Origin of the sequence: Paenibacillus sacheonensis (assembly GCF_009909195.1) — a bacterium.
GTDB lineage: Bacteria > Bacillota > Bacilli > Paenibacillales > Paenibacillaceae > Paenibacillus_Z > Paenibacillus_Z sacheonensis.
The window spans coordinates 1-21264 of the sequence record NZ_JAAAMU010000016.1 but is presented as its reverse complement, the minus strand read 5'-3'; the positions used below and the strand labels follow the sequence as shown (position 1 = coordinate 21264).

Below are 21264 nucleotides of genomic sequence, written 5' to 3'. Positions count from 1 at the left end.
GCTACTCATCCCCCTTCGGTCCGAACAAGCGGAAGGAGAAGCGCGTCATGGCGTAAATCATCACCAGGAGTACTACCGTCAACGACGCGGAGTAGCCGATTTCGAACCGATTGCGGAAGTAGTCCTCGAGATGGTTGCTGATGAGCAGGCCGGAATTACCTGGCGTAATATCCTGGTTGGTCGACGCGATCAGCGACGAGCCTACGATGCCGCCCTTGAACGTGCCGACGACGGACATGACGGCGCTGAAAAGCATCTGCGGACGGATGGAAGGAATCGTAATGTACCAGACCTCTTGCAGCCGGTTCGAGATGCCGTCCACGGCGCCCGCTTCATACAGCTCCGTATTAATCGTCTGGAGCCCGGCCAGCATGGCGAGAAATCCGATGCCCATGGCCTGCCAGAGCGAGATCAGGATCATGATCCACATGAAGTACCTGGGATCGAACAGCCATGCGATCGGCTGGTCGATGAACCCGAACTGCAGCAGCAGCCGATTCAGATACCCCGTCTCGTCGGCGCCGAAGAATGCCATCCACACGACGCCCATGCTGACGGCCGTACCCATGGAAGGGATATAGAGCGCCAGCGTGAAGTAATCCCGCCACTTCTTCGGCAGCTGGTTGATGAGCCAGGCGAGAAAGAAACAGAGCGCGTAACCGACCGGACCGACGATAACCGCATAGAAGAACGTATTCGGCAGCGCATAGCGCAGGAACAGCCGGTCTTCCGTGAAGATGGACAGGAAGTTATCGAAGCCGACGAACTTCGGCGCGGTAACGGAATCGAATTGAAAGAGAGACAGCGCCAGCGCCAGGAAGACGGGCGCCGCGATGAATACGATGAACGTGATCATGAAAGGCGCGACGAACACGTAGGCGGACGCGTTCTCGCGCATCCGCTTCAGGACCGACTTGCGTTTCAGAGGCGTGCCGAGCGGCTGGGCTCGCGCTGCCGCCGGGGCTGTCGCGGTTTCGGTTGCACTCATGGGGCCGCCTCCTTCCAAGGCTCGGTTATTTGCGGTACGTCAAGCTTCTTCAACACCTTGCCGCTGTCGTCGCGGAGGCCGAATTCGCGCTGTTTGCGCTCCAGCTCCCGGTTGATGTCGGCCACGGCCTTCTCCAGCGACTCGCGCGGATTCTGCTTGGCCAGCACGACCTGCTTCTCGGCATCGGTGATCATCCGGCTGGTCATGTAGTAGCCCGGCACGATCGGCATTTCCTTGAACCACTTGCGCGACTCTCCGATGACCGCCAAATCTTCCCGCGACCATGGGAGCTGCTTGAACGCCTCCCAGTTCGCCGTCACCCAGCGGTATTTCGAACCCAGCACCGCTTCGACCTCGTTCCCGAACCGGGCTTGGGTTTCCGCTGACGTCCACCATTGCAGGAACTTCCACGCCTCGTCCTGCTTGCCCGATTTCTCGGAGATGACGGATGTCGTCATATAGCCGGGATACCAGCGCGCGACCGTTCCGTCGGCTTGCTTGGTTCCGGGGATCGGGAGTATCTTCCATCTTCCGGCAAGCTCCGGAGCGGCGTTGGCAATCGAGAGATACGTCGAATAATCGGCGATGCCGATCGGAATTTGGCCCATCTTGAAGCGCGTGTAGAAACTCGGCACGTTGCTCGGGATCTGATAGAGCGAGAACATGTCGGTCCATTGCTTGAAGCCCTTATACGCCGCGTCGGAATCAAGACCGGATTGCAAGCCGTCCGGCGTGTACAGATCCGCCCCGTTCTGGTACATGAACGATTGGAACTGGAGCGACTGCATATAGAAATCGTAGCCCTTCTGCTGCAGCGACGGCAGAATATTCACGACGTCGTCCCAGGTGTCCGGCGGCTTGATGCCTAGCTGGTTCAGAATATCCGTCCGATACATGAGCACCGAGAAGGCCTGCGTCTCGGGCAGCGCGTAATCTCCGCCATCGTAATGGAAAGGGCGCAGCGCCGCCGGCTGGAATGCCTTGGCGGCCTCCGCGTAACCGGGCAGCTTGGAGAGGTCCACGAGCGCGCCCCTCATGCCGAAATCCCCTGCCATTTCTTCCGACAAGCCCAATGTCACGTCGGGGAAGTCCCCGGCGATGTTGCCGAGCAGGAATTTCTGCGTCGGATCGTTGACGATATTGACGCTGACGGGTATGCCCGTCTTCGACGTGAAATAATCGTCTGCCGTCTTCTGAATCAATTCCGCCGTATCCCGGTTGTTGACGACCCAGACGTCGAGCGCCCCTTCTTCCTTGCTCCGATAATTCGAATCGTTCGTATACGAGCCGACCCAGCGCTTGAACTGGCTGGAGACGTTATCGAAGAAGGTCGGCGTTACTTTCGGCAGCTTCGCGCCGGGCTCGGCGACCCAGAAATAGTCGAGCGACAGCTTCTGCGACATCAAGCTGTAGGTCCAGCTGGCAAGATCGTTTGCCATCGACTCGAACCAATTGATCCGGTTCGGCACTTGGTTGATGTCGGCAGCCAGCTTCAGCAGGTTTTCCGCCGCCCGGCGGAATGAAGTTTCCGTCTCTCCCTGGCCCATCGTGTTCGCCGCCTGCAGGTCCGCCAGCTGTCGCAGATCGTTCGCGAACTCCGTCAGCCGAGGCTTAATGTCCGGGATGTACTGCTCCAAATCCCAGGTGCGGTTCATGTCCGCGCCGGAGCTCGATTTGTCGTAGATGCCGGTCACGCGCCGGATTTGCTGATTCAGCTCGCCGATCCGGTTCAGGTTGCGCAGCAGTCCTTCGTAGATCAAGCGGGTCGGCGACGAGGTCACCGTCATGCGCATCGTATGCTTGCCCGCCTTCAGGTTGAAGAGCAGCGGCTTGCCGCTGCCGTCCGACAACGTCAGGCCGTCCCACTGCCAGTTATGATCGTAAGGGAAGCCGACGCTCTGGAGCTCTTTGAACAGCGGCTCGCCGTCGATCGTAATGTCGCGGTACGCGTAGGAATTGTTCACGTACAGCTGCAAATACCGAAAGCCGATCTCGTAACGGCCGTCCTTCGGCACCTCGAACGACCATTCCAGCCATTGGCCGCTGTCGCCGAAGCCTTCGCCCCCGATATTGTTGTAGATCGTCTTGCCCGTCGTCTCCGGCGACATCAGCGTGCCGATGTTCGACAAGGCGCGGATCGACGGATTGGACTTTAACGCCGGCTGCTCCGCTTCATAGATCTTCATCCATGTACCGTCCATGTCCGGAGCCGGATATGAGGCCGAAGCCTCCGCATAGCTCGGCACGGCATGCGGCGCCGCGATGTTCAAACCCTTAAGCAGCAGCGGAGCTTGCTTCGACGTCAGCCGAATCTCGTGCTTGCCCGCCGACAGATGGAACTTGAGCGGATCGGAACTGACCGTGTAATCGGCAAGCAGCACGCTCTTCCAGCCCTTCAGCTCCGTCGAATCCGGGCTGCGTTCGTTGCCGTGGCCATCCTTCTCCAAGGGGAACGCCGTCTGCGTGAAAGACCTTTTGAGCAGGAGACGATCCGCCTCGGAGTATGGAGACTGCCCATCGATCAACAGGCCCCGATTGATATCCTGGCCTAATTCGTCGTCGGAATCGTATGTCAAGCCGAGGTTATACAGCCCGTCCGCGGGAATGTCCACCGTGTAGGCGATCCACCCTTCCCCGTCCCCCCACGCGATGCTGCCGTCCTCCTGCTTCCGAAAAAGCGTCTGATCCGACACGGACGAATACGAAGCAGCCGGAACGTCTATTCCTCCGGAAGCCATGACGGCGTCGGGAACGCCGGCGGCCTCGCCGTGCAGCCACTCTAGGTAAGTGACGGTTCCGTCCCCGAGACCGTACTCGGCCGGAGCGGCCGCTTGCTTCGCGCCGTCCATGTAGACCGTCGGCAGCGACGACATCGTCAGCGAAAACAGCAGCAGCATGCCGAGAACAAGCGCCAGACGCCTCCCTGCGAACAAGCGCGCGGTCAAGCGGCGAGCGGCGGACGATACCGCCCCCTTGCGAGCTGCGGCTTCTGCTGCCTTCGGCGAATCCGTCAACATAATCGTCCCTCCGTTTGCGGGTCGAAGAAGTGAACGAGCTCCATATCGAGGCCGATCCGGATGGACTGCCCTTCTTCGAACCGCGTGCGCGGATCGACGCGGACGACAAGCTTATGTTCCTTGTTCCGCACGTACAAATACACGTCCGAGCCGAGCAGTTCCTTCATCTCCACCTGCACCTGAAGCTGCGTGTCCGCGAACGCCTCGCCTGCCAACTCGTCGCTGCGGTACACGATATTTTCGGCGCGAACGCCGAGCACGACTTCCTTGTCGTGGAATTTTCCATCGATGAGCGGCTTCGCTTTCTCCGCTGGAACGACCAGCCGGCTTGCCTTCGTCTCGAAGTAGCCGCCGCTGCCCGTTGCTATGAATTTGCCGCGCAGGACATTCATCGGCGGCGAGCCGATAAACCCCGCCACGAACAAATTGGCTGGCTTCGTGTAGAGCTCTTCCGGCGTTGCGACCTGCAGGATGTTGCCGTCCTTCATGACGACGATCCGCGTGCCCATCGTCATCGCTTCCACTTGGTCATGCGTGACGTAGATCATCGTCGCCTTGAGGCGGCGGTACAGCTTGCCGATCTCTTCCCGCATCTGCACGCGCAGCTTGGCGTCCAGATTGGAGAGCGGCTCGTCGAACAGAAAGACGTCCGGCTCGCGGACGATGGCGCGCCCGAGCGCGACCCGCTGGCGCTGGCCGCCGGACATCGCCTTTGGCTTCTTCTGCAGATGCGCCTCGATTTCGAGGATTTTGGCCGCGCGCGTCACGCGCTCATGGATTTCGGATTTGGCCATTTTCCGAAGTCGGAGTCCGAAAGCGATATTCTCGTACACGCTCATGTGCGGGTACAGGGCATAGTTTTGAAATACCATTGCGATATCCCGGTCTTTCGGCGATACGTAATTGATCAATCGGCTGCCGATATGAATCTCGCCCGACGAGATTTCCTCCAACCCGGCAAGCATCCGAAGCAAGGTCGACTTGCCGCAGCCGGAAGGCCCGACGAGCACCAGAAACTCCCCGTCGTTCACTTCCAAGTTGAAATCGTTGACCGAGTTGCGTTTCTCGCCGGAGTAACGCTTGCACACCTTTTGAAACGACACGCTGCTCATGACCTGCGCCTCCCCTTCGGCTTTCGCGCTTATCTTGGAAAAGGGACTCAAACCCCAGGAACCCTGAGGTTTGAGCCCATAGGCAAACTAATGTAGTTACTTGGCCGCGGCCTCGTTCTCGGCTTGGACCTTAAATACTTTATCCGCCGTCGCTTTCGCCTGCGCGATTAGCCCGTTCTTCTCCTCAGCCGATTTCGGCAGGTTGTCGTACGCACTGATTTTGTTCTCAATGACCTGATCTGCGATGTAGCCCGTCGCTTCGCCGGCGAAATTACCGCCGATCATGCCGAAGGACGGATCATAGATCGGGTGGTTATACGCGAAGGCCAGCGCTTCTTGGTTGACTGCCGCATAAGAAGGAATGGATTTGAAATGCGCTTGGATATCCGCGTCGCTGGAGTTCGGGAACGTGTAGCCGTTGTCGGCCAAAAGGTTTTGGAAGTCCTTGTTCGTCGTCCAGAACTTCATGAATTCCCACGCTGCTTCCTTGTGCTTGCTCGCTGCCGCCATGAACATCGGGTTATTCTGAGCGTAGTTCGCCTGCGTCGCGGTACCTGCCGGAATCGGCGCGATGTCCCATTTGAATTTCAAGCCGCTGTCGGGATTGCTCCAGCCCGGAATTTGGAACGAGATGCCGTAATTGAAGAGCGCCTGGCCTTTCTCCCACAAGTCGCCGCCCGTATAACCGGCCTTTTGGGAATCGCCCCAGTTCAGCATGGATTGATCTTTCGTTACGATATCGTAGAAATAGTTCAGATCGTCGAGCGCGGCCGTATTGTCGCCCGTCCACATGATCTTGTCATGCGCCTTGTTCAGCCCGTAGATATCCTCGGTATGGCCGTTCGCGTATGGAACAGTAGATGCGAGCCAACCGATATTATAGGACGTATTGTTGAAGCCCCACGTCTTCTCGGCAGCGTTCGTCGCTTTCTTCGCCATTTCCCTCATGTCGTCGAAGGTCCAGTTGACTGCGGGCGGATCGATGCCGTATTTCTCCAGAATGTCCTTGTTGTAATAGATAACGCCGAGATCGTTGCCGCGGGATAAGCCGTAGATGTCGTTGCCGACCTTGAAGGTGTCGAGAATGCCGGGGAGGAATGGATAATCGCCAAATTCCGGATCTTTATCAATGTAAGGCTGAAGATTCTCTACGTAGCCTTGGGAGAGCGGCTCCCACATGGTGTTGGCCCAGAAGACGTCGACCGGTTCGCCGGCCGCAATGTTCTCTTGCAGCGTCTTCGTGCCTTGCCAGCTGATCATGTCGACCTTGATGTTGGGGAATTTGGCGTTGAAGAGTTCGAGCATTTTGGTCCATTTGTCGTCTGCCGGGATCCAGGTGGCCAGTTTGAGCGTAACCGGTTCGTCGGCTGCCGGAGCATCCGGCGTAGTGGTGTTCGCGGTGTCGTTAGCGGCGTTATTCGTGGATGGTGCCGTGGTGTCGGTGTTCTTCGTACCGCTGTTGTTCGCTTCGTTCTTGCCCGTTCCCCCGTCGTTGTCGTTACCGCAAGCGGCCAAAGCCATGGAAAGTGCCATGATGACGGCCAACGCTGGCAGTGTTCCTCTCTTGTTCATCCTTTTCAAGAAAATCCCCTCCGATATTGATTGGTTTTTCTGAATCTGAATGCTAGAGTATGCGCTTTCATTATGTGGTTTTATACTGCGAGTATTTAGTTAACAGATGACGGTTAACCAAAATCTTCGCACCTCTATCATATGACAGCCCAATAGGCTTTGCAAGCAAAATATTAACACTTCTAGCTATTATTTCTATGTCTTTACTTCGGTTCGAACAGGTCGTTCAGCAGCTCCGCCGTGCGGTCGACGAGCTCATGTCCCCCCTCGGGACCGACCAGGCCGTCAAGCGCGAACGCGCTGAAGCCTTTGCCTTCTCTTGCCTTCTCCGTCGGCAGATAAGCCGCGAAATCGCAGGCCAGCTGGACGACGAACGTCTGCCTCGCGCGGCTTAGCGCCTTCAGCCGCAGGCCGAATTCCGCGAACAGCTCGAACGGGTTCGTCGCGATGGCGATGCCGCCCAGCCGCATGACATGCACCTCCGCGTCGAAGTACGGAAACTCGGCGCCTTCGGCGATCCGCTGCGCGACCTTGCGCCTGATTCGTTCCGCGCGCTCGGGCTCCCGGAACAAATCCTCAATATAATCCCGCACGATCGCTTCCGTCTCTTCTTCGCGCGGATAGCTGAGCGGCAGCCGGATGGCGTGCACCTCGTGGCGAAATTCAGGTTCGCGTTCCCGGCGAGACTGCGCGCGCTCGAATTGACTCCAGGCGAGATCGGCCAGCCGCCTGCCGAGCTCCACCATTCCTTCGGCCTTGAACATGTCCGGCTCCGCGCCCTTGCCTGCGCGAATGAGATCGCCATGCGGCGCCGCATCGCCGGCAGCGCCGACGAGCGGCAGAACGAATAGCCCGGCGCCGAACCGTTCCCTCAGCTGCTCCCGCGCTTCCGCCCAGAAGTCGGCGGTTATGAAATGCTCGCCCTCCATGACCTGCGCCGGGCAGGCAACGTTCATGACGATGCCCGTCAGCCGCTCCTCGGCATCCCATAGATAGAGCATTTCCACCCCATGGTCGCTTGGTCCTTCAATGGCCTTAAAGATATCGTGGTGCACGGCCCCGTACAGCATCGCCCGTCCGTCCACGTAAGTGGAACGGCGGTTGTGCCCGACGACGGCGTAACCGAAAGCCGGGCTTACCGCCCCCGCCGCCCTTGTGCGCCATGCCCCCGCAGCGAGCGTATCGAGCGTATCGAGCAGCTGCTCCATGTACTCCGGCGGATGCATGGCTCCGGGATCGCTGAAATCGTAGACGTTCGTGCCGCCGGAGAGCCGCGAGAACTGCTCGTAGTCCTCGAACGGCGCGTTATGCGTATGCGTCGCGCAGATGACGAGTTTGGCTGCATCAAAGTCGGGAATCGAGCGGCGAAGGCGCTTCGCAAGCCCGTCCTGCAGCTCGCGCGTGACGACGACCAGATCCACGGATACGATAATCGCCTGGTCGCCGTCGGCGCCTTCGAGCGCCAGCGCGGTCGCCGTCAGCGGGTCCCGGACATACTGCGAGAGACGTTCGAACATTTGACCGCATAAGTAAACCGGACGCGCCGGCGTAATATCGCCGGATGCCCAACCGATGCTTAGACCGCCCATAATAAATTCCTCCTTTATAAGCGCTTGGAAGCGCCGAATCTGATTTCATGCCATGCAAGGCGTTCGCAAGCCGCATATTGCGGAATGTCCCATGCGGCATGCGATGGAATGCGGCGCCTGGCGAGCGGCGAGAGCGGGATACTAAAGCCATGACCTATCCCGCTGCCTTCATCCGCTCTAGGAGCCGTTCCGCTCCGGCACCCAGGTTTTCATTTTCCCCGGCTCGCGATTATCCCAAGCGAAGTACGGCACGGCCACCACGCCGGGACTGCCGTCGACCGTTGCTTCATTTAGTTGCACCGCATTCAGGATCCGTTCGTTACGGCTTAGCGTGAACGTCGTATCCGGGGCGATCGTCAGCTTCTCGATGTCGATCGGCTGATCGGTTTCCTCGAAGCAGTAGACGAGCGGCCCCCGCTGCAGCGCGACTTTGCCGATATTGGCTTCGACGCGCGGATCGGCATGGACATGCTCGACCGGCATCGCGAACGTCAGTTGCACGGTGTCGCCGGCTTTCCATACCCGGTTCAGGCGAATGTAGCCTTTCTCCAGGTTAAGTTGGTCGACTTCCTTGCCGTTCACTTGCAGCCGGAGGTCGCGGCACCAGCCTGGGTATCGCAGCTTCAGCGTAAACTCCGACTCGCCGCTCTCCGGTTCGACCTTCAGGCTGACCCGGTCTTCCCACGGATGCTCGGTCGTCTGCGTCAGCTTCACGTGCTCGCCGTTGCCCAGCGCCAGTCGGCCTTCGCTCTGCGCGTACAGATTCACGACCGCTTCCCTGTCGCCCGTCGCGTACACGTAGCTGCCGATGGAAGGAATGAATCTCGCCACGTTGGACGGACAGCATGCGCAGCCGATCCATTCGAAGCGATGATGCAGGCCGTCGGCATTCAAGGGATTAATGTAGAAATACTTGTCGCCCGCCAGATTGACGCCCGCCAGCGCGGCGTTGTAGAGCGAGCGCTCCATGACGTCGGCGTACTTGGCATCGCCATGCAGCAGGTTCATCCGGTGGTTGAAGAACACCATGCCGATCGACGCGCAAGTCTCGCAGTAGGCCTTCTCGTTGTTCAGGTCGAAGTCGTGCGTGAAGCCTTCGTTATCGTGCGTGGACCCGATGCCGCCCGTGACGAACATGTTGCGGTTGATCAGCCGGTCCCACATGCGGTCCAGCGTCGTTTTGTACCGTTCATCGTTCGTCTTGTACGCAACGTCCGCCATGGCCGAGAACATGTACGCCGTGCGAACCGCGTGACCCACCAGTTCGGTCTGCTCCAATAACGGCACATTGCCCTGGCAGTACTCCTGGTCCTCATGATGCCAGCCCTGTCCTTCGCCGTGCCGGCTGCCGCGTTCCTCCAGCATCCACTTGGCATGCTCGAAGTATCGCTCGTCTCCCGTTTCCCGGTACAGCCTGATCAAGGCCATCTCCGGCTCTTGATGCCCCTCTACCCACAGATGCTGATCGGGATTCGGGCCGAAATACCGGTCCCAATGGTCGGCAAGCTTGATCGCGACGTCGAGGAAATTCGTCTTGCCTGTAGCCTGCTTGTGCGCGACCGCGGCTTCGATGAGATGTCCGCCGCAATAGAGCTCATGCTTGCCCATGTCGGTGTATTTCTCGTTCGGCTTTTCCAACTGGTAGTACGTGTTGATGTAGCCGCTTTCCTCTTGCGCGGCGGCGATCAGCGCGATAATATCGTCGACCCGCCTGTCGAGCTCGGGATCCGGCTGAAGCGCGAGCGAGTAAGCGGCGCCCTCGAGAATCTTGTACAGATCCGAATCGTCGAAGAAGATGCCCTCGTGTCCGCCTTCCTTCAGCCCTGCCGCCTTCGCGAAATTGTCGATGCGGCTTTCGGAGAAACCGAGGCAGGCCGGAATCGTGTTCGTCTTGTGCGCCGCCAGCCGCGGCGCCCAGAAGGCATCCGTGAACATCACTTGCTGAAAAGGTACCTGCGCGAACGTTTTCCCCAAATCGGCCGGGGTCGCCGCGCTTTGTTTGGCCATGCTCATTCCTTCTCATCACCTCTTATCGCAGGTTGGTTTCTATTCCCATGATAGATGCTATAATGAGTTTCAAACAGCCTGTAAACGAACGATATAATCGTACGATATGAACTTCTCGATCGAAGGGAGTTTTCCGATGAACTACTATCGGTTTACCGCACCGCCGCTGCCGCATTATATCGTCGGCGGCGAAGCCGTGTATCAAGCCGGCGAAGTTCACGCGACCCGCCGAAACATCAGCCTCTTCGATATGATCATCGTCACCGAGGGCTGCCTCTATATGGAGGAAGAGGAACAGCGCTGGGAGGTCAAGGAAGGCGAAGCGCTCATCCTGCATCCCCAGCGGCAGCACGGCTCCTATCGGGCCTGCACGGAGCGGACCCACTTCTACTGGCTGCACTTTCAAAGCACGGGCGAGTGGTCGGAGGCGTCCGAAGCCGTGCCCATGACGGATCCGGACAAAGACCGCCGCTACCAGCGAATCGAGCATTTCACGATCTACCTGCCCCGGTACTGCGGCTTCTCCGATGCGCTGAGCTTCTACGACAATGTACTGGCGCTGATCGAGGCGGAGAAGGAGCCGAGCGCCTCTTCGCGGTGGAAGCAGCAGACGATCTTCCAAGCGCTGCTGTTCGACATGAACGAGAATCATCGCAGCCTGCGCTCCCCGGCCCAGCAGATCGCCGAGGCCGTCGAGCAGTACCTGCGCCAGAACTACCGCGAGCCCGACTGCTACGAGCAGTACCGCGACCAGCTGCATTATCACCCTACTTACGTCGCCCGCTGCATGAAGCAGGTCTATCAGATGACCCCCCTCGAGTACTTGACCAAACACCGCGTGGATCAGTCCAAGCTGCTGCTTATCAACACCGGGATGCCGATCTCGCAGATCGCCGTCGACGTCGGCTTCTCCAGCGCCACGTACTATATCCGCAGCTTCGCCAAGCTGCAGGGGCAGACGCCGAGGGAATATCGGGGCCGGTTCCGTTAGGAAGACGCAAGCGGCAAGCGACAGAAAATGCCGTGGTTTCGCCGAGCCTTCGCTGAACTGCCGATAAATGGATGCCTGCTGGATTGAGGCTGGAATGAGGATGGCATGGGGCTGGATTGAGGCTCAGCCAGCGCCAGGCTTGCGCCGCGCGTTCGCTCCGCGAACACGTCCGCGCTGCGACTACGCTTCGACGTTCAGCCGGAACGGCGAGGCCGGCAGCCCGGAGCCGCCGAACAGGTTGGCGTCCGTCCAGTTGCGCCAGCCGTAGCGGACATGCGCAGGGGCATCCACGCCGGCGGCGCGAAGCACGACCGTTGCCACGTCCGCGATCTCGGCGGTTGCCGGGACGAACAGCCCGTCGCTGCCGGCGATCTCGAAGCCGCGGAGACCGCCGCCGCCGCTTGCCAGCCTGCCTTCGGCATAACCGAAGGTCAGCTCGGCAGCGCCGTCCTCGCTAGCGACGCATACGAGCGGCACGGGGCCATTGCTGTTCACCGGCTCCCGGTATACCTGCTCCCGGGCGATCAAGGCCAGCCGTTCGCCGACGGGCCGCTTGTTCGGCGGGTGGATATCCCCGAAATCGCCGCAGTCGATGGAGACCGCCATGCCCGCCCCGGGGATGCGCCGCGAAGCGATCAGCTGCGCCTCCCGCTGCAGCGCCCAGTCCTCGCCGTTCTCGTTGCCCATGCAGCCGAAGTTGGACAGCTGAACGAACAGAAACGGCAGCTCCCGGTCGCCCCAATCGGCGCGCCAATTATCCACGAGCGCCTCCATCATGCGCGGATACAGGTCCGAACGCGCCGTGTCCGCTTCCCCTTGGTAATAGAGAAAGCCTCTCAGCCCATAGGGCGCCGCATGGCTCAGCATGACGTCGTACATGCCGCATGGCCGCAGGAAATACCGCGGGCCGATAGGCGGCGGCCACTCGGGCGCGACGAGCTGTTCGGCCGGCACGCCCTCGTCCAAGCGGGCGTAATATTCGATCGCCGCGGCATTAAAATGGCGATCCGCCTCGTAATACGCCTCCAGATCCAGATCCTTCGTCTGCTCCTCGAACTCGTCGAGGTAGACGCAGAGGTCCTCGTCGTCCGACAGCGTCTCCCGGGATACCCAGCAATTCGCGTACGTGGCGCCTTTGCTGCAGCCGATAATGCCCACGGGGACGCCCTGCGTCCGCAGAATCTCCAGCGCAAAATAATACGCCACCGCCGAGAACTGTCCGGCATGCTCCGGAATCGCCTGCCGCCATTCCCCCCGATGCTCCCGGCCGTCGTCGTAATTGATCGGCGGCACTTCGTAATAGCGAAGCATCGGCTCATTGGCCTGTGCCGCCTCGGCCCTGCCGCCGAGGGTATCCTTCAGCCGCATCTCCATGTTCGATTGGCCGCCGGCCAGCCAAACCTCGCCGAACCAGATATCGCGAATCGTCATTCGCTCGCCCTCCGATTCGACCGTGAGTTCGAACGGTCCGCCCGCCTCCATAGCCGGCAGCGCGAGCGACCATCGCCCCCCGCGTACGACCGTTCCGGCCGCAGCGACATCCTCGCCTACGGCCTGGGCCGATGCCATCCCTGCCCCATCGGCCCAAGCTTCCTCGGCAAGCGCATCCGATACGGCCCCATGAGCAAGCGCCTGAGTGTCCGTAATCCCGGCATCCGTAACCCTGGCACCAGGAGCTTCCGCCCGGCGGCACCAGATGCTCACCGTAGCCCCTTCATTGCCTTTGCCCCACAGCGGCACGGTCTTGCCCCGCTGCAGAACCATCCCGTCGCCGAGAATAGGCGCTATGTTCAGCATGCTGATTTCCCCTTTAGTGGAGCGCCCGCTTCATCGACAGCGCGAGCAGCGTCCGGTAATTTCGCCAATCCTCGTGCAAATTCTCGCTGTTCGTGACTACTGCGCCCGTCAAGCCGTAGACGGGATCGATCCAGAGCATGCATCCGCTGTAGCCGGGATGACCGATCGTCTCCGGCGAATTCAAATCGCTGAAGCAGCCATGGGGGTTGTTCGCCGCCTTCATCATGCCGATCGCCGAGAAGGCGTGCCGGCCGCCCGTGCGCTCGCGGAACATCAGATCCACGGAAGCTTCGGTAAAGATTCGCCGTCCCTCCCATATCCCCCTGTTCAGCAGCAGCCGGCCGAAGCGGATAAGCTCCGCCGCGGTCGAATGCAGTCCGCTGTCGCCGGTCGTGGCCAAGCGGAACTCGCCGCTCTCATCGCCCGGCCGGTCCTTATGGCATGGCACCGTGAATTCGCCGTTCACGAGCGATGCGGTGTCGTAGGTCGTCCGGGTCATGCCGAGCGGATCGAACAGGCTTGCCCTGGCATAAGCTTCGATCGTTCCGCCCGTGATACGCTCGATAACGTCCATCAGAATGGAGTAACCGGCCGTATAATAAGCGAACTGCGTCTCCGGCAGCGCGTTCCACCCGGTCCGGCCGTAGAGCGCCTCGAAGTAAGCCTTGATGCCGCCGAGCCCCGGCCAGCCGAGCTTCACCTCGCGCAGTCCGGAGGTATGCGTCAGCAGATGGCCGATCGTAATCTGCGGCACCGGAAATTCCGGGATAAACCGCCGCACGAGATCGTTCAGCGTCACTTCCCCTTCTTCCACCAGCTTGACGATAAGCGCGGCCGTGAACATTTTGGTCGTCGAGCCGACGTTGAACAGGGTCTCCCGCTGCACGGGCGCCTCTTGAACGAAGGACATCGTCCCTTCCTGGAACGTAAAGAGCTCCTCGTCCTTGCTGCCGACGGCAATGGACAAGCTTGGTGTAATCCCGTTAACGATATACGACCTTAATCGATCATCCGGCAATTCGGAAATCATACGATTTCAACCTTGGATTTGCGGCTCGTGACGTCTTCTCTGGATTTGAATTCCGGAAGCAGCTCCGTGCCGAGGCCCGGTTTATCCCAAATCCACATGTGGCCGTCTTTAATCGGCAGATTATTGGTGACGACTTGCGTATAATAACCGCCGTCGTAGAAGGCGCGTTCGGTTTCGATGGTGAGGGCGTTGGTGACGCTGGCGCATAGATGCATGCTGGAAATGATGGTGACGGGGCCGGTGCCGTCGTGAGGGGCGACTGGGAGATGATAGGTGTCGGCGAGCGCGGCGATTTTCTTGCCTTCGGTAATGCCGCCCGTCCAGACGAGGTCGAGGATAACGATATGGGCAGCCTTCTTCTCGAGAATCTGGCGGAAGGCGTAGCGCGTGAAGAGCCGTTCGCTGACGCATTGCGGGAGCCGGACGCTGTCCGCCAGACGAGCCAGATCGTCGGGACTGTCGGGCTGCATGATGTCTTCCATCCAGAACGGCTGCAGCGGCTCGAGCGCCCGGCCGATCTTGATCGCGCAGTTGAGATCCCACCGGGAGTGGCCCTCGATCATGATTTCGATCTTGTCGCCGACCCGCTTGCGGATTTCTTCCACGCACCAAAGTCCTTTCTTCAAATCTTCCAGGCTGAGGTAGCTGCCTGCCGGACCGACCGCGGCCCAGCCCGCCGGCCCCGTGATCGCTTCGACCTTGAGCTGCGGCGCGAAACGGTCCCATGGCCAGAACTTCATCGCCTTGATGCCCTGCGACAGCAGATGCTCCGCTAGATCGCCGGGACGCTCCAGGGAATCATCCATATCGCGGTACTTGCCGAAATTGATGCAGGTATTGTAGATCGGAATGCTGTCCCGCGTCTTGCCGCCGAGCAGCGCGTAGATCGGAAGTCCGGTTGCCTGCCCCAAGATATCCCACAGCGCGATGTCGATCGCCGAGAATGCGCGCATCTCGGCGCCGGCATAGCCGTAGAAGTTCGCGCAGACGAACAGCGTATTCCAAATATCCTCGATATGAAACGGGTTCTTGCCGAGGATGAGCGGTGCCGCCATCTCGTGAATGACCGCCTCCACCGCGCCGGGCACGTAATACGTCTCGCCCAGCCCGACGAAACCGTTCTCCGTCGTGATTTCGACCCAAATGATGTTCGGCTGCTCTTTCCACCGGTACGTTTCGATGTGCACGATTTTGTCGTTGCCGGGCGATGCCGCCGGATTCTGCTTGATCATCTCTACACCTCTTCCGCGAATTGTATGGGTTGCGGATGGGTTTGCGCCCGTCCAAGAGCCGAGGCGCGCCATCCGATCGTTTAACGCTGGTTCGTCATTCAACGGCCCTGTGCACGGCCGTCCCCGCCCTGCTTCCAAGCCTCGCCCCAGCCCGAATCGCCGCTGCCGGCCTGGCTCCAGTTACCGGCGCCGCGCAGCTCGGTTCCATGTTCCAGCAGCTCCAGCGCCGCGCGCGCGATCTGGTCGGGATCGAGCTCGAAATGGCGGAAAATATACGCGTTCGACGCCGCCTTCCCGAATACGTCGCGCAAGCCCAGCCGCCGGAAAGAAACGGCGATCCGCCGCTCCGCGAGCACTTCGCTGACGGCGCTGCCGAGACCGCCGATAACGGAATGATTATCGAGCGTCAGCACGGCCCTGCACGAGGAAGCGACGGCCGCGATGCCTTCTTCGTCCAGCGGCTTGATGCTGGGCACGTGCAGCACGGTCGTGCCGATGCCGTTCTCTTCCAGCAGCGCTGCCGCCTGAAGGGCGCGCTCGGTCATCAGCCCCGAGGTGACGAGCGCGACATCGGCGCCGCGGCGAAGCAGATAGCTTTCTCCCCACTGCAGCCGGTATGCGCTTCCGTCGAACATCGCGGGGAGCAGCCCCCGGCGAAGGCGGAGATAGACCGGTCCGTCCGCGGCTGCCGCCAGTTCGGGCGCCTGCTCGGCTTCGGACGCCTCGCCGATGTCGAGGATGCGCATGTTCGGCGTCGCCCGCATCATGGCCAGATCGTCGATCGCCTGATGCGAGGCGCCGCCCGGGCTCGAGATGCCCGGCATCATGCCGACCAGCTTGACGTTCAGCCGCGGATAAGCGACCGACATCGCGATCTGGTCGAAGCAGCGCCGGGTAATGAAGCAGGCGAAGCTGTGCGCGAACGGAATCTCGCCCGCGCGGGCCAAGCCGGCCGCGACGCCGACCATGTTCTGCTCGGCCATGCCCATGCTGAAGAATCTGCCGGGATGTTCGCCGCGGAAGAGGTCCGCTTCCGTCTGCGACGTCAGGTCCGCGCTCAGGCAGAGCACGTCCGGACGCGCATGCCCGAGGGCCGCGAGCGCGTGGCCGTAAGCCTTGAGCCGCGTCTCCGGCAACCCTTTGCCCCCGTAAATAACCGATTGCGTGACGTCGATCATGGCGCCGTTCCTCCTCCCATGCCGAAATCCAGCTCCCGCAGGGCGGTTTCGGACTGTTCCTTGGTCCATCGCACGTAATGGACGTCATGCTTGCCGTGCAGCTCGGAGACGCCGTTGCCGGGAACCGTGTGCGCGACGATGATCATGGGTTTGTCTTCTTTTCGGAACGCCTCGCCAAGCGCCTGCTCCACCGCCGCCGGATCGTTCCCGTCGATCTCCGCGACATCCCAGCCGAACGCCCGCCATTTCTCGGCAATGGGCAGGATGCCCGTCACTTCCTGAATGCGGCCGTCCGCCTGCATGCCGTTGACGTCGACGATCGCCAGCAGATTATCCAGCCCGTGGTGCTTCGCTACCATCGCGGCTTCCCACGTCTGCCCTTCCTCCAGCTCGCCGTCGCTCATGTACACGACCGTGCGCCATGGATGCTGCCGAAGCTTCGCCGCGAGCGCGAGACCGACGCCCTGCGACAGGCCCTGCGCCAGCGAGCCGCCCGTAATCTCGAAGCCGGGGGTCGTCTCGCTGCCGATCATCTCGATAACGCTGCCGTCCGCGCTGTACGTGTTCAGAAGTTCGTCCGGAAAGTATCCCAGCCGCGCCATCGCGGCATACACGCCGATCGCATAATGCCCGACGGATAACAGGAACCGGTCGCGCAGCGCCCATTCCGGCTCCGCGGGATCAAGCCGCAGCACGCGGTAGAACAGATGCGCGATCATTTCCGCCGATCCAAGCCCCTGCGCGATGTACCCGCCGCCGGCCGCTTCCGTCATGCGGACGACCGTTTTCTTCAGATCCTTTACGAGTCCGTCCAGCGGCTGCTCCGCGGCGCATCCGCCCGGCGCGATGTCGATATAGGCATTCATCGCCAGCCCTCCCCGTTAGATCAGGCTGCCGCCGTTGATGCGCAGCACCTCGCCCGTTATATAGCCCGCTTTGCCGGGATCGCTCAAATATAGAATCGCCGAGGCCATGTCATGCGCCGTTCCCAAGCGGCCGACGAGCGGACGCTTCGCGATCTCCTTCTTCTCCTCTTCCGTGTTGGCCAGCATGGGCGTATCCGTCGGTCCGGGGGAAATGACGTTGACGCGGATCGACGGCGCTCCTTCCCGGGCCAGCGACTTGCTCATCGCGATGATGCCGCCCTTGGATGCGGCGTAGTGGGCCGCGGGACGTATGCTGCCGTATTCTCCCGCCGTCGACGCGATGTTGACCACCGATCCGCCCCCGGCCTCCTTCATCTGCTTCATCGCTTCCTGGCACAAGAAGAAGTTGCCCTTCAAATTCACGTCCACGACGAAATTCCAATTGTCTTCCGTCACCTCGTCGAACGCCGCTTCATGCCAGACGCCCGCGCAGTTGGCGAGCACGCTTGCGGGACCGAGCTCTTCCCTGATCCGGCCCATGAAGAGACGGATCGCGGAGACGTCCCGAATATCGACCGTTTCATGAGGCACATTTCCGTTTTGCAGTTTTGAAACCGTTTCCATTAATCCTGTAGACGAAGCATCCATGAGTGCCAACTTAGCGCCTTCCCGTTCGAAAGCGAGCGCGACGGTTCTGCCCATTCCGCCTCCCGCGCCCGTAACGACGACGACTGCATCCTTGAAAATCACTGCATTTCCTCCTTCTTGAGTTCAGGAATCGTTGCGTAATATGGTTAACTGTCATTTGGTTAACCGTATACCATTTACTATTTACTATTCTAGGAGGAGGGCTTATAATTGTCAATAAGAGTAAATACTCACATTTTATATGTACCATGATAAGGAGAATCTTCGATGATCAAAGTGAATCGCAAACACGATCGATTTTCCCGCAGCGTCTTTGCCAAAGATATTTTGCATCATTTGCGCCTGCAAATTCTGTCCGGCGAGCTGCCTGCCAAATTCCGCCTCGTCGAAGGCCAGCTGGCCGAGGAATACGGCGTCAGCCGCGGCCCCGTGCGCAGCGCCATTCACGCGCTGGAACAACAGGGTCTCGTGCAAACGCTTCCGAACGGCGGATCCGAGGTCGTCGGGTTTACGGAGAAGCATGCCAATGATTTGTTCGACATGCGCGAGAATCTGGAGCGGATGGCCGCCAGCGAGATCATGCGGAACGAATCGATCGATACCCAGCCGCTGCAGGGCATCATCGCGAATATGCTTAGGAACGGGATTTCGCTGCAAGAGCTCGAGCAGCTCGACATCGAGTTTCACTACGAATTCATGAAGCTGGCCGACAACTGGGCGCTTCTGCAGCTGTGGGGAACGCTTCGTCCCATCATCACCGACATGCTCACGCTGTCGAACCGGCTGAATACGGCGAACGAGCTGATTCCGGACAATCACGCGCTGATTCTGAAGGCCATCGAGGATCGGAAGCTGAATGTTCTGCTGCAGCTGGTGGAGGAGCAAATCAAGCTTCCCCGCCAGCTCATCGCAGACTGGTACCGGCAGCGTGCAGCCGAAGAAACGACGGCGAAGTCATCGGCGCAATAAGAGTCAGTTTTTCAATTTAGCCTCCGGCGGAACTTTCCGCCGGAGGCTTCTTCATGTCAGGCGCGATCCGTCCCTGCCGTCTCATGCGCGTGACCAGCAGCAGGGAAGGCATGAACGCGCACCAGCCGGCGAGTACAGCCCCGCCTGCGCCCAGCGATGGAAATACCAGCCGCATGACCGCCAGCATCGGGAGCACGGTCACCATGACGACGGCATTCTGACGCCCCATCGTCCAGAGGCTCCGCCGCGCCTCGTAAGCCACGAATACCCCGACGAACGGAAAAAAAGTGATAAAGCCTTGCAGTTCCTGCTTCCCCAGCACGAGCAGCGTGACCAGACAGACGGTGAGCGGCACCTTCACCCACGGCGGCAGCGCCGTTCGCTCGCCCGGCTCCTCCCGAGGGGGCATCCAGCGCAGCAGCGCCAGCGCCAGCAGGAACGCTGCCGCCGCCCCGATCCAGAAGAGCTCGCCTCGGATCGGAACGGCCTGAGCCATGAGATAACCGCAGAGGCAATACCCGGCTGCGGATGCCGCGACGGCGGCGATGATCGGCACCCGCCAGCCGACATGCAGCCCACGCACCGCCTGCATGAACAGAAACATGAGGGCAAGCGACAGGATATTCAAAATATTCACCTGCTGGCCCACGGCCAAGTAAGCGAACGTGAACGGGAAAGGCAGCCCGAAGACGAGCGCCTTCCACTTCGGATGAAACAAATACGAGGCGGCCAGCGCCTGCGCCGACACGACGGCAATCAACAGGACGTCCCACGGATTCATCGGCTTCGTCCGGGCCTAGATGCGGCTCAGGTCGATTTTCGTACCTGTTCGCGCGCTCTCCAGGGCGCCCAGCACCATCGCGATGCTCTTGATATTATCGTGGCAGTCGGTTTCCGCCCGGCGTCCTTCTTGGAGCGCCGCGAACATCTCGTCAAAGCAGCCATAATGGCCCGTTTTCCCGGCATAGGTTAGCCCGGGCGTCTCGCGCTCCGTTCGGAGCGTGAAGTTCGGTTCCTGCCCCGCGGCGACGATATCCGCCGCAGGCGGTCCATCCGAGCCGTCCCACAGCGCCGTTCCCTGCGATCCCACTGCGCGCCAGTTGGCCTCCCACGACGTATTCGCGCCTTCCGCGCACCAAGAGCCTTGGTAACAGAACACGGAGCCGTCCGACATTTCGTAGATGCAGATCGCCGAAGCATTGCCCGCGTACCAGGATCCCGGCGGATTGAACTCGTGGCAGTAGACCGACACCGGATCCGCGCCAAGGATAAATCTCGCCTGATCGAAGGTGTGAATGGCCATGTCCAGCAGAAGCGGGCTGTCCATCGTATCCCGGAAGCCGCCGAAATGGGCGCCGATATAAAAATCCGCCTGCAAATGGCCGACCTTTCCGATCTTGCCCTCCGCGATCAAATCCCGATAAGCGCGAATGCTCGGATGGAAGCGCCGATTCTGCATCACCGCGTAGGCACGGGCATTCGCATCCGCGGCGCGGATCATATCCTGCGCTTCCGTCAGGCTGACGGCCATCGGTTTCTCCGACAGCACGTCGCAGCCGTTCGCGAGCGCCGTCATGCAGACGTCGTAACGGGCCGCGGGGATGGTTACGTCGAAAACGAGGTTCGCCTTCGATTCGCGGATTGCCTCCGCGAGGTCCGTGTAGGTACCGCAGGTCAGTCCGTGGCGTTCCGCCATTCGGGTTGCCTGCTCGGGGAAAATATCCATCAGCGCTACGATCTCCGTATCCGGTCGCTGCAGCGCGTACTCCACCCAGTGATTGGCCATGCCGCCGCAGCCGGCCAGCGCGATCTTGAACGTTGTCATTGTCCATAGTCTCCTTTACTGCGCCAGCTCGCCGAGGCGGGCGAAGATGGCGAGCGCCGGGTCGATCGGCACGTCGGCGCGCTTGACGTCCTGCGGGATCTGGATCGTCGGCGTCGGGCGCGGACGGCGGTTGCCGAACTGCGGCAGCCATTCGCTCTCGGCGTCCAGCATCTCCGTCACCATATCGCGGATTTCCTTCAGCGTCAGCACGGAGGAGGTCAGCGGGTCGAGCGCGATCGCCTGCACGACCGTCTCCGGATTGCCGGACTTCGCCGCCATGACGGCCAGCCGCTGAACGTTGATGTTCGTCATGTTCAAGGCCGCGCACTGCGCCGGCAGCTCGCCGACGATCGTCCGGTGGATGCCGGTGCGGTCCGCGTAGACGAGGCCTTCCGCGCAGCAGTCGTCCGGCAGGTTCTTGATCATGCCGTTATTGCGCAGGT

General features: G+C 60.6%; 17 protein-coding genes. 2 read left to right on the top strand and 15 right to left on the bottom strand.

What is annotated here, in order from left to right:
- Position 1: 1 nt before the first annotated feature.
- The 6 genes from GT003_RS23995 to GT003_RS23970 form a co-directional block, all read right to left on the bottom strand.
- Positions 2-988 carry a carbohydrate ABC transporter permease gene (locus tag GT003_RS23995; protein ID WP_239566086.1) on the bottom strand — a complete coding sequence of 329 codons (987 nt, stop codon included), beginning with the start codon at positions 986-988 and terminating at the stop codon, positions 2-4.
- Positions 985-4005 carry an extracellular solute-binding protein gene (locus GT003_RS23990; protein WP_161702684.1) on the bottom strand — a complete coding sequence of 1007 codons (3021 nt, stop codon included), beginning with the start codon at positions 4003-4005 and terminating at the stop codon, positions 985-987. Before GT003_RS23990 ends, GT003_RS23995 begins: the two co-directional genes overlap by 4 nt.
- The gene (locus GT003_RS23985; RefSeq protein ID WP_161702682.1) at positions 3999-5117 is read right to left on the bottom strand and encodes an ABC transporter ATP-binding protein; all 1119 of its coding nucleotides are present in this window, start codon (positions 5115-5117) and stop codon (positions 3999-4001) included. The genes GT003_RS23990 and GT003_RS23985 overlap by 7 nt, the downstream gene beginning before the upstream one ends.
- Positions 5118-5213: 96 nt before the next feature.
- Entirely contained in the window at positions 5214-6689 is a 1476-nt protein-coding gene (locus GT003_RS23980; protein WP_239566091.1) for an extracellular solute-binding protein, read from the bottom strand.
- A 203-nt stretch (positions 6690-6892) separates the two neighbouring features.
- The gene (locus GT003_RS23975) at positions 6893-8278 is read right to left on the bottom strand and encodes a hypothetical protein (RefSeq protein WP_161702678.1); all 1386 of its coding nucleotides are present in this window, start codon (positions 8276-8278) and stop codon (positions 6893-6895) included.
- A 177-nt stretch (positions 8279-8455) separates the two neighbouring features.
- Positions 8456-10285 carry a glycoside hydrolase family 127 protein gene (locus tag GT003_RS23970; protein ID WP_161702676.1) on the bottom strand — a complete coding sequence of 610 codons (1830 nt, stop codon included), beginning with the start codon at positions 10283-10285 and terminating at the stop codon, positions 8456-8458.
- A 136-nt stretch (positions 10286-10421) separates the two neighbouring features.
- On the opposite strand from GT003_RS23970, the gene GT003_RS23965 reads away from it, so the two are divergent.
- A complete protein-coding gene (locus GT003_RS23965; RefSeq protein WP_161702674.1) occupies positions 10422-11276 on the top strand; it encodes a helix-turn-helix transcriptional regulator in 855 nt (284 codons plus the stop codon).
- A gap of 180 nt (positions 11277-11456) precedes the next feature.
- Here GT003_RS23965 and GT003_RS23960 read toward each other — a convergent pair whose 3' ends face one another.
- From GT003_RS23960 to GT003_RS23935, 6 genes are all read right to left on the bottom strand, one after another.
- Positions 11457-13073 (bottom strand): sialate O-acetylesterase, encoded by a 1617-nt coding sequence (locus GT003_RS23960; protein WP_161702672.1) that lies wholly within the window; start codon positions 13071-13073, stop codon positions 11457-11459.
- 13 nt (positions 13074-13086) lie between these two features.
- Positions 13087-14103, bottom strand: a complete 1017-nt coding sequence (locus GT003_RS23955; RefSeq protein WP_161702670.1) for a serine hydrolase domain-containing protein — start codon at positions 14101-14103, stop codon at positions 13087-13089.
- On the bottom strand, positions 14100-15335 hold the full coding sequence (locus GT003_RS23950) for a mandelate racemase/muconate lactonizing enzyme family protein (protein WP_161702668.1): 1236 nt from the start codon (positions 15333-15335) through the stop codon (positions 14100-14102). The genes GT003_RS23955 and GT003_RS23950 overlap by 4 nt, the downstream gene beginning before the upstream one ends.
- Positions 15336-15433: 98 nt before the next feature.
- A complete protein-coding gene (locus tag GT003_RS23945; protein WP_161702666.1) occupies positions 15434-16513 on the bottom strand; it encodes a transketolase family protein in 1080 nt (359 codons plus the stop codon).
- A complete protein-coding gene (locus GT003_RS23940) occupies positions 16510-17379 on the bottom strand; it encodes a transketolase (protein WP_161702665.1) in 870 nt (289 codons plus the stop codon). Before GT003_RS23940 ends, GT003_RS23945 begins: the two co-directional genes overlap by 4 nt.
- 15 nt (positions 17380-17394) lie before the next feature.
- On the bottom strand, positions 17395-18129 hold the full coding sequence (locus tag GT003_RS23935; protein ID WP_161702663.1) for an SDR family oxidoreductase: 735 nt from the start codon (positions 18127-18129) through the stop codon (positions 17395-17397).
- 165 nt (positions 18130-18294) lie between these two features.
- On the opposite strand from GT003_RS23935, the gene GT003_RS23930 reads away from it, so the two are divergent.
- Complete coding sequence (locus GT003_RS23930) at positions 18295-18996, top strand: GntR family transcriptional regulator (protein ID WP_161702661.1); 702 nt, start codon at positions 18295-18297, stop codon at positions 18994-18996.
- Positions 18997-19012: 16 nt separating this feature from the next.
- Here the strand turns inward: GT003_RS23930 and GT003_RS23925 are convergent, their stop codons facing one another.
- The 3 genes from GT003_RS23925 to GT003_RS23915 form a co-directional block, all read right to left on the bottom strand.
- Entirely contained in the window at positions 19013-19777 is a 765-nt protein-coding gene (locus GT003_RS23925; RefSeq protein ID WP_161702659.1) for a hypothetical protein, read from the bottom strand.
- Between the two features lie 15 nt (positions 19778-19792).
- Positions 19793-20821: a Gfo/Idh/MocA family protein gene (locus GT003_RS23920; protein WP_161702657.1), complete on the bottom strand. Its 1029-nt coding sequence runs from the start codon at positions 20819-20821 to the stop codon at positions 19793-19795.
- A gap of 15 nt (positions 20822-20836) precedes the next feature.
- A partial coding sequence (locus tag GT003_RS23915) for a family 4 glycosyl hydrolase (RefSeq protein WP_487247395.1) occupies positions 20837-21264 on the bottom strand: 428 nt, incomplete at its 5' end.

What these genes read in the sequence shown, in the direction of transcription:
- GT003_RS23995 (WP_239566086.1), bottom strand. Translation starts at nt 988, where the DNA reads ATGAGTGCAACCGAAACCGCGACAGCCCCGGCGGCAGCGCGAGCCCAG.
- GT003_RS23990 (WP_161702684.1), bottom strand. Translation starts at nt 4,005, where the DNA reads ATGTTGACGGATTCGCCGAAGGCAGCAGAAGCCGCAGCTCGCAAGGGG.
- GT003_RS23985 (WP_161702682.1), bottom strand. Translation starts at nt 5,117, where the DNA reads ATGAGCAGCGTGTCGTTTCAAAAGGTGTGCAAGCGTTACTCCGGCGAG.
- GT003_RS23980 (WP_239566091.1), bottom strand. Translation starts at nt 6,689, where the DNA reads ATGAACAAGAGAGGAACACTGCCAGCGTTGGCCGTCATCATGGCACTT.
- GT003_RS23975 (WP_161702678.1), bottom strand. Translation starts at nt 8,278, where the DNA reads ATGGGCGGTCTAAGCATCGGTTGGGCATCCGGCGATATTACGCCGGCG.
- GT003_RS23970 (WP_161702676.1), bottom strand. Translation starts at nt 10,285, where the DNA reads ATGGCCAAACAAAGCGCGGCGACCCCGGCCGATTTGGGGAAAACGTTC.
- GT003_RS23965 (WP_161702674.1), top strand. Translation starts at nt 10,422, where the DNA reads ATGAACTACTATCGGTTTACCGCACCGCCGCTGCCGCATTATATCGTC.
- GT003_RS23960 (WP_161702672.1), bottom strand. Translation starts at nt 13,073, where the DNA reads ATGCTGAACATAGCGCCTATTCTCGGCGACGGGATGGTTCTGCAGCGG.
- GT003_RS23955 (WP_161702670.1), bottom strand. Translation starts at nt 14,103, where the DNA reads ATGATTTCCGAATTGCCGGATGATCGATTAAGGTCGTATATCGTTAAC.
- GT003_RS23950 (WP_161702668.1), bottom strand. Translation starts at nt 15,335, where the DNA reads ATGATCAAGCAGAATCCGGCGGCATCGCCCGGCAACGACAAAATCGTG.
- GT003_RS23945 (WP_161702666.1), bottom strand. Translation starts at nt 16,513, where the DNA reads ATGATCGACGTCACGCAATCGGTTATTTACGGGGGCAAAGGGTTGCCG.
- GT003_RS23940 (WP_161702665.1), bottom strand. Translation starts at nt 17,379, where the DNA reads ATGAATGCCTATATCGACATCGCGCCGGGCGGATGCGCCGCGGAGCAG.
- GT003_RS23930 (WP_161702661.1), top strand. Translation starts at nt 18,295, where the DNA reads ATGATCAAAGTGAATCGCAAACACGATCGATTTTCCCGCAGCGTCTTT.
- GT003_RS23925 (WP_161702659.1), bottom strand. Translation starts at nt 19,777, where the DNA reads ATGAATCCGTGGGACGTCCTGTTGATTGCCGTCGTGTCGGCGCAGGCG.
- GT003_RS23920 (WP_161702657.1), bottom strand. Translation starts at nt 20,821, where the DNA reads ATGACAACGTTCAAGATCGCGCTGGCCGGCTGCGGCGGCATGGCCAAT.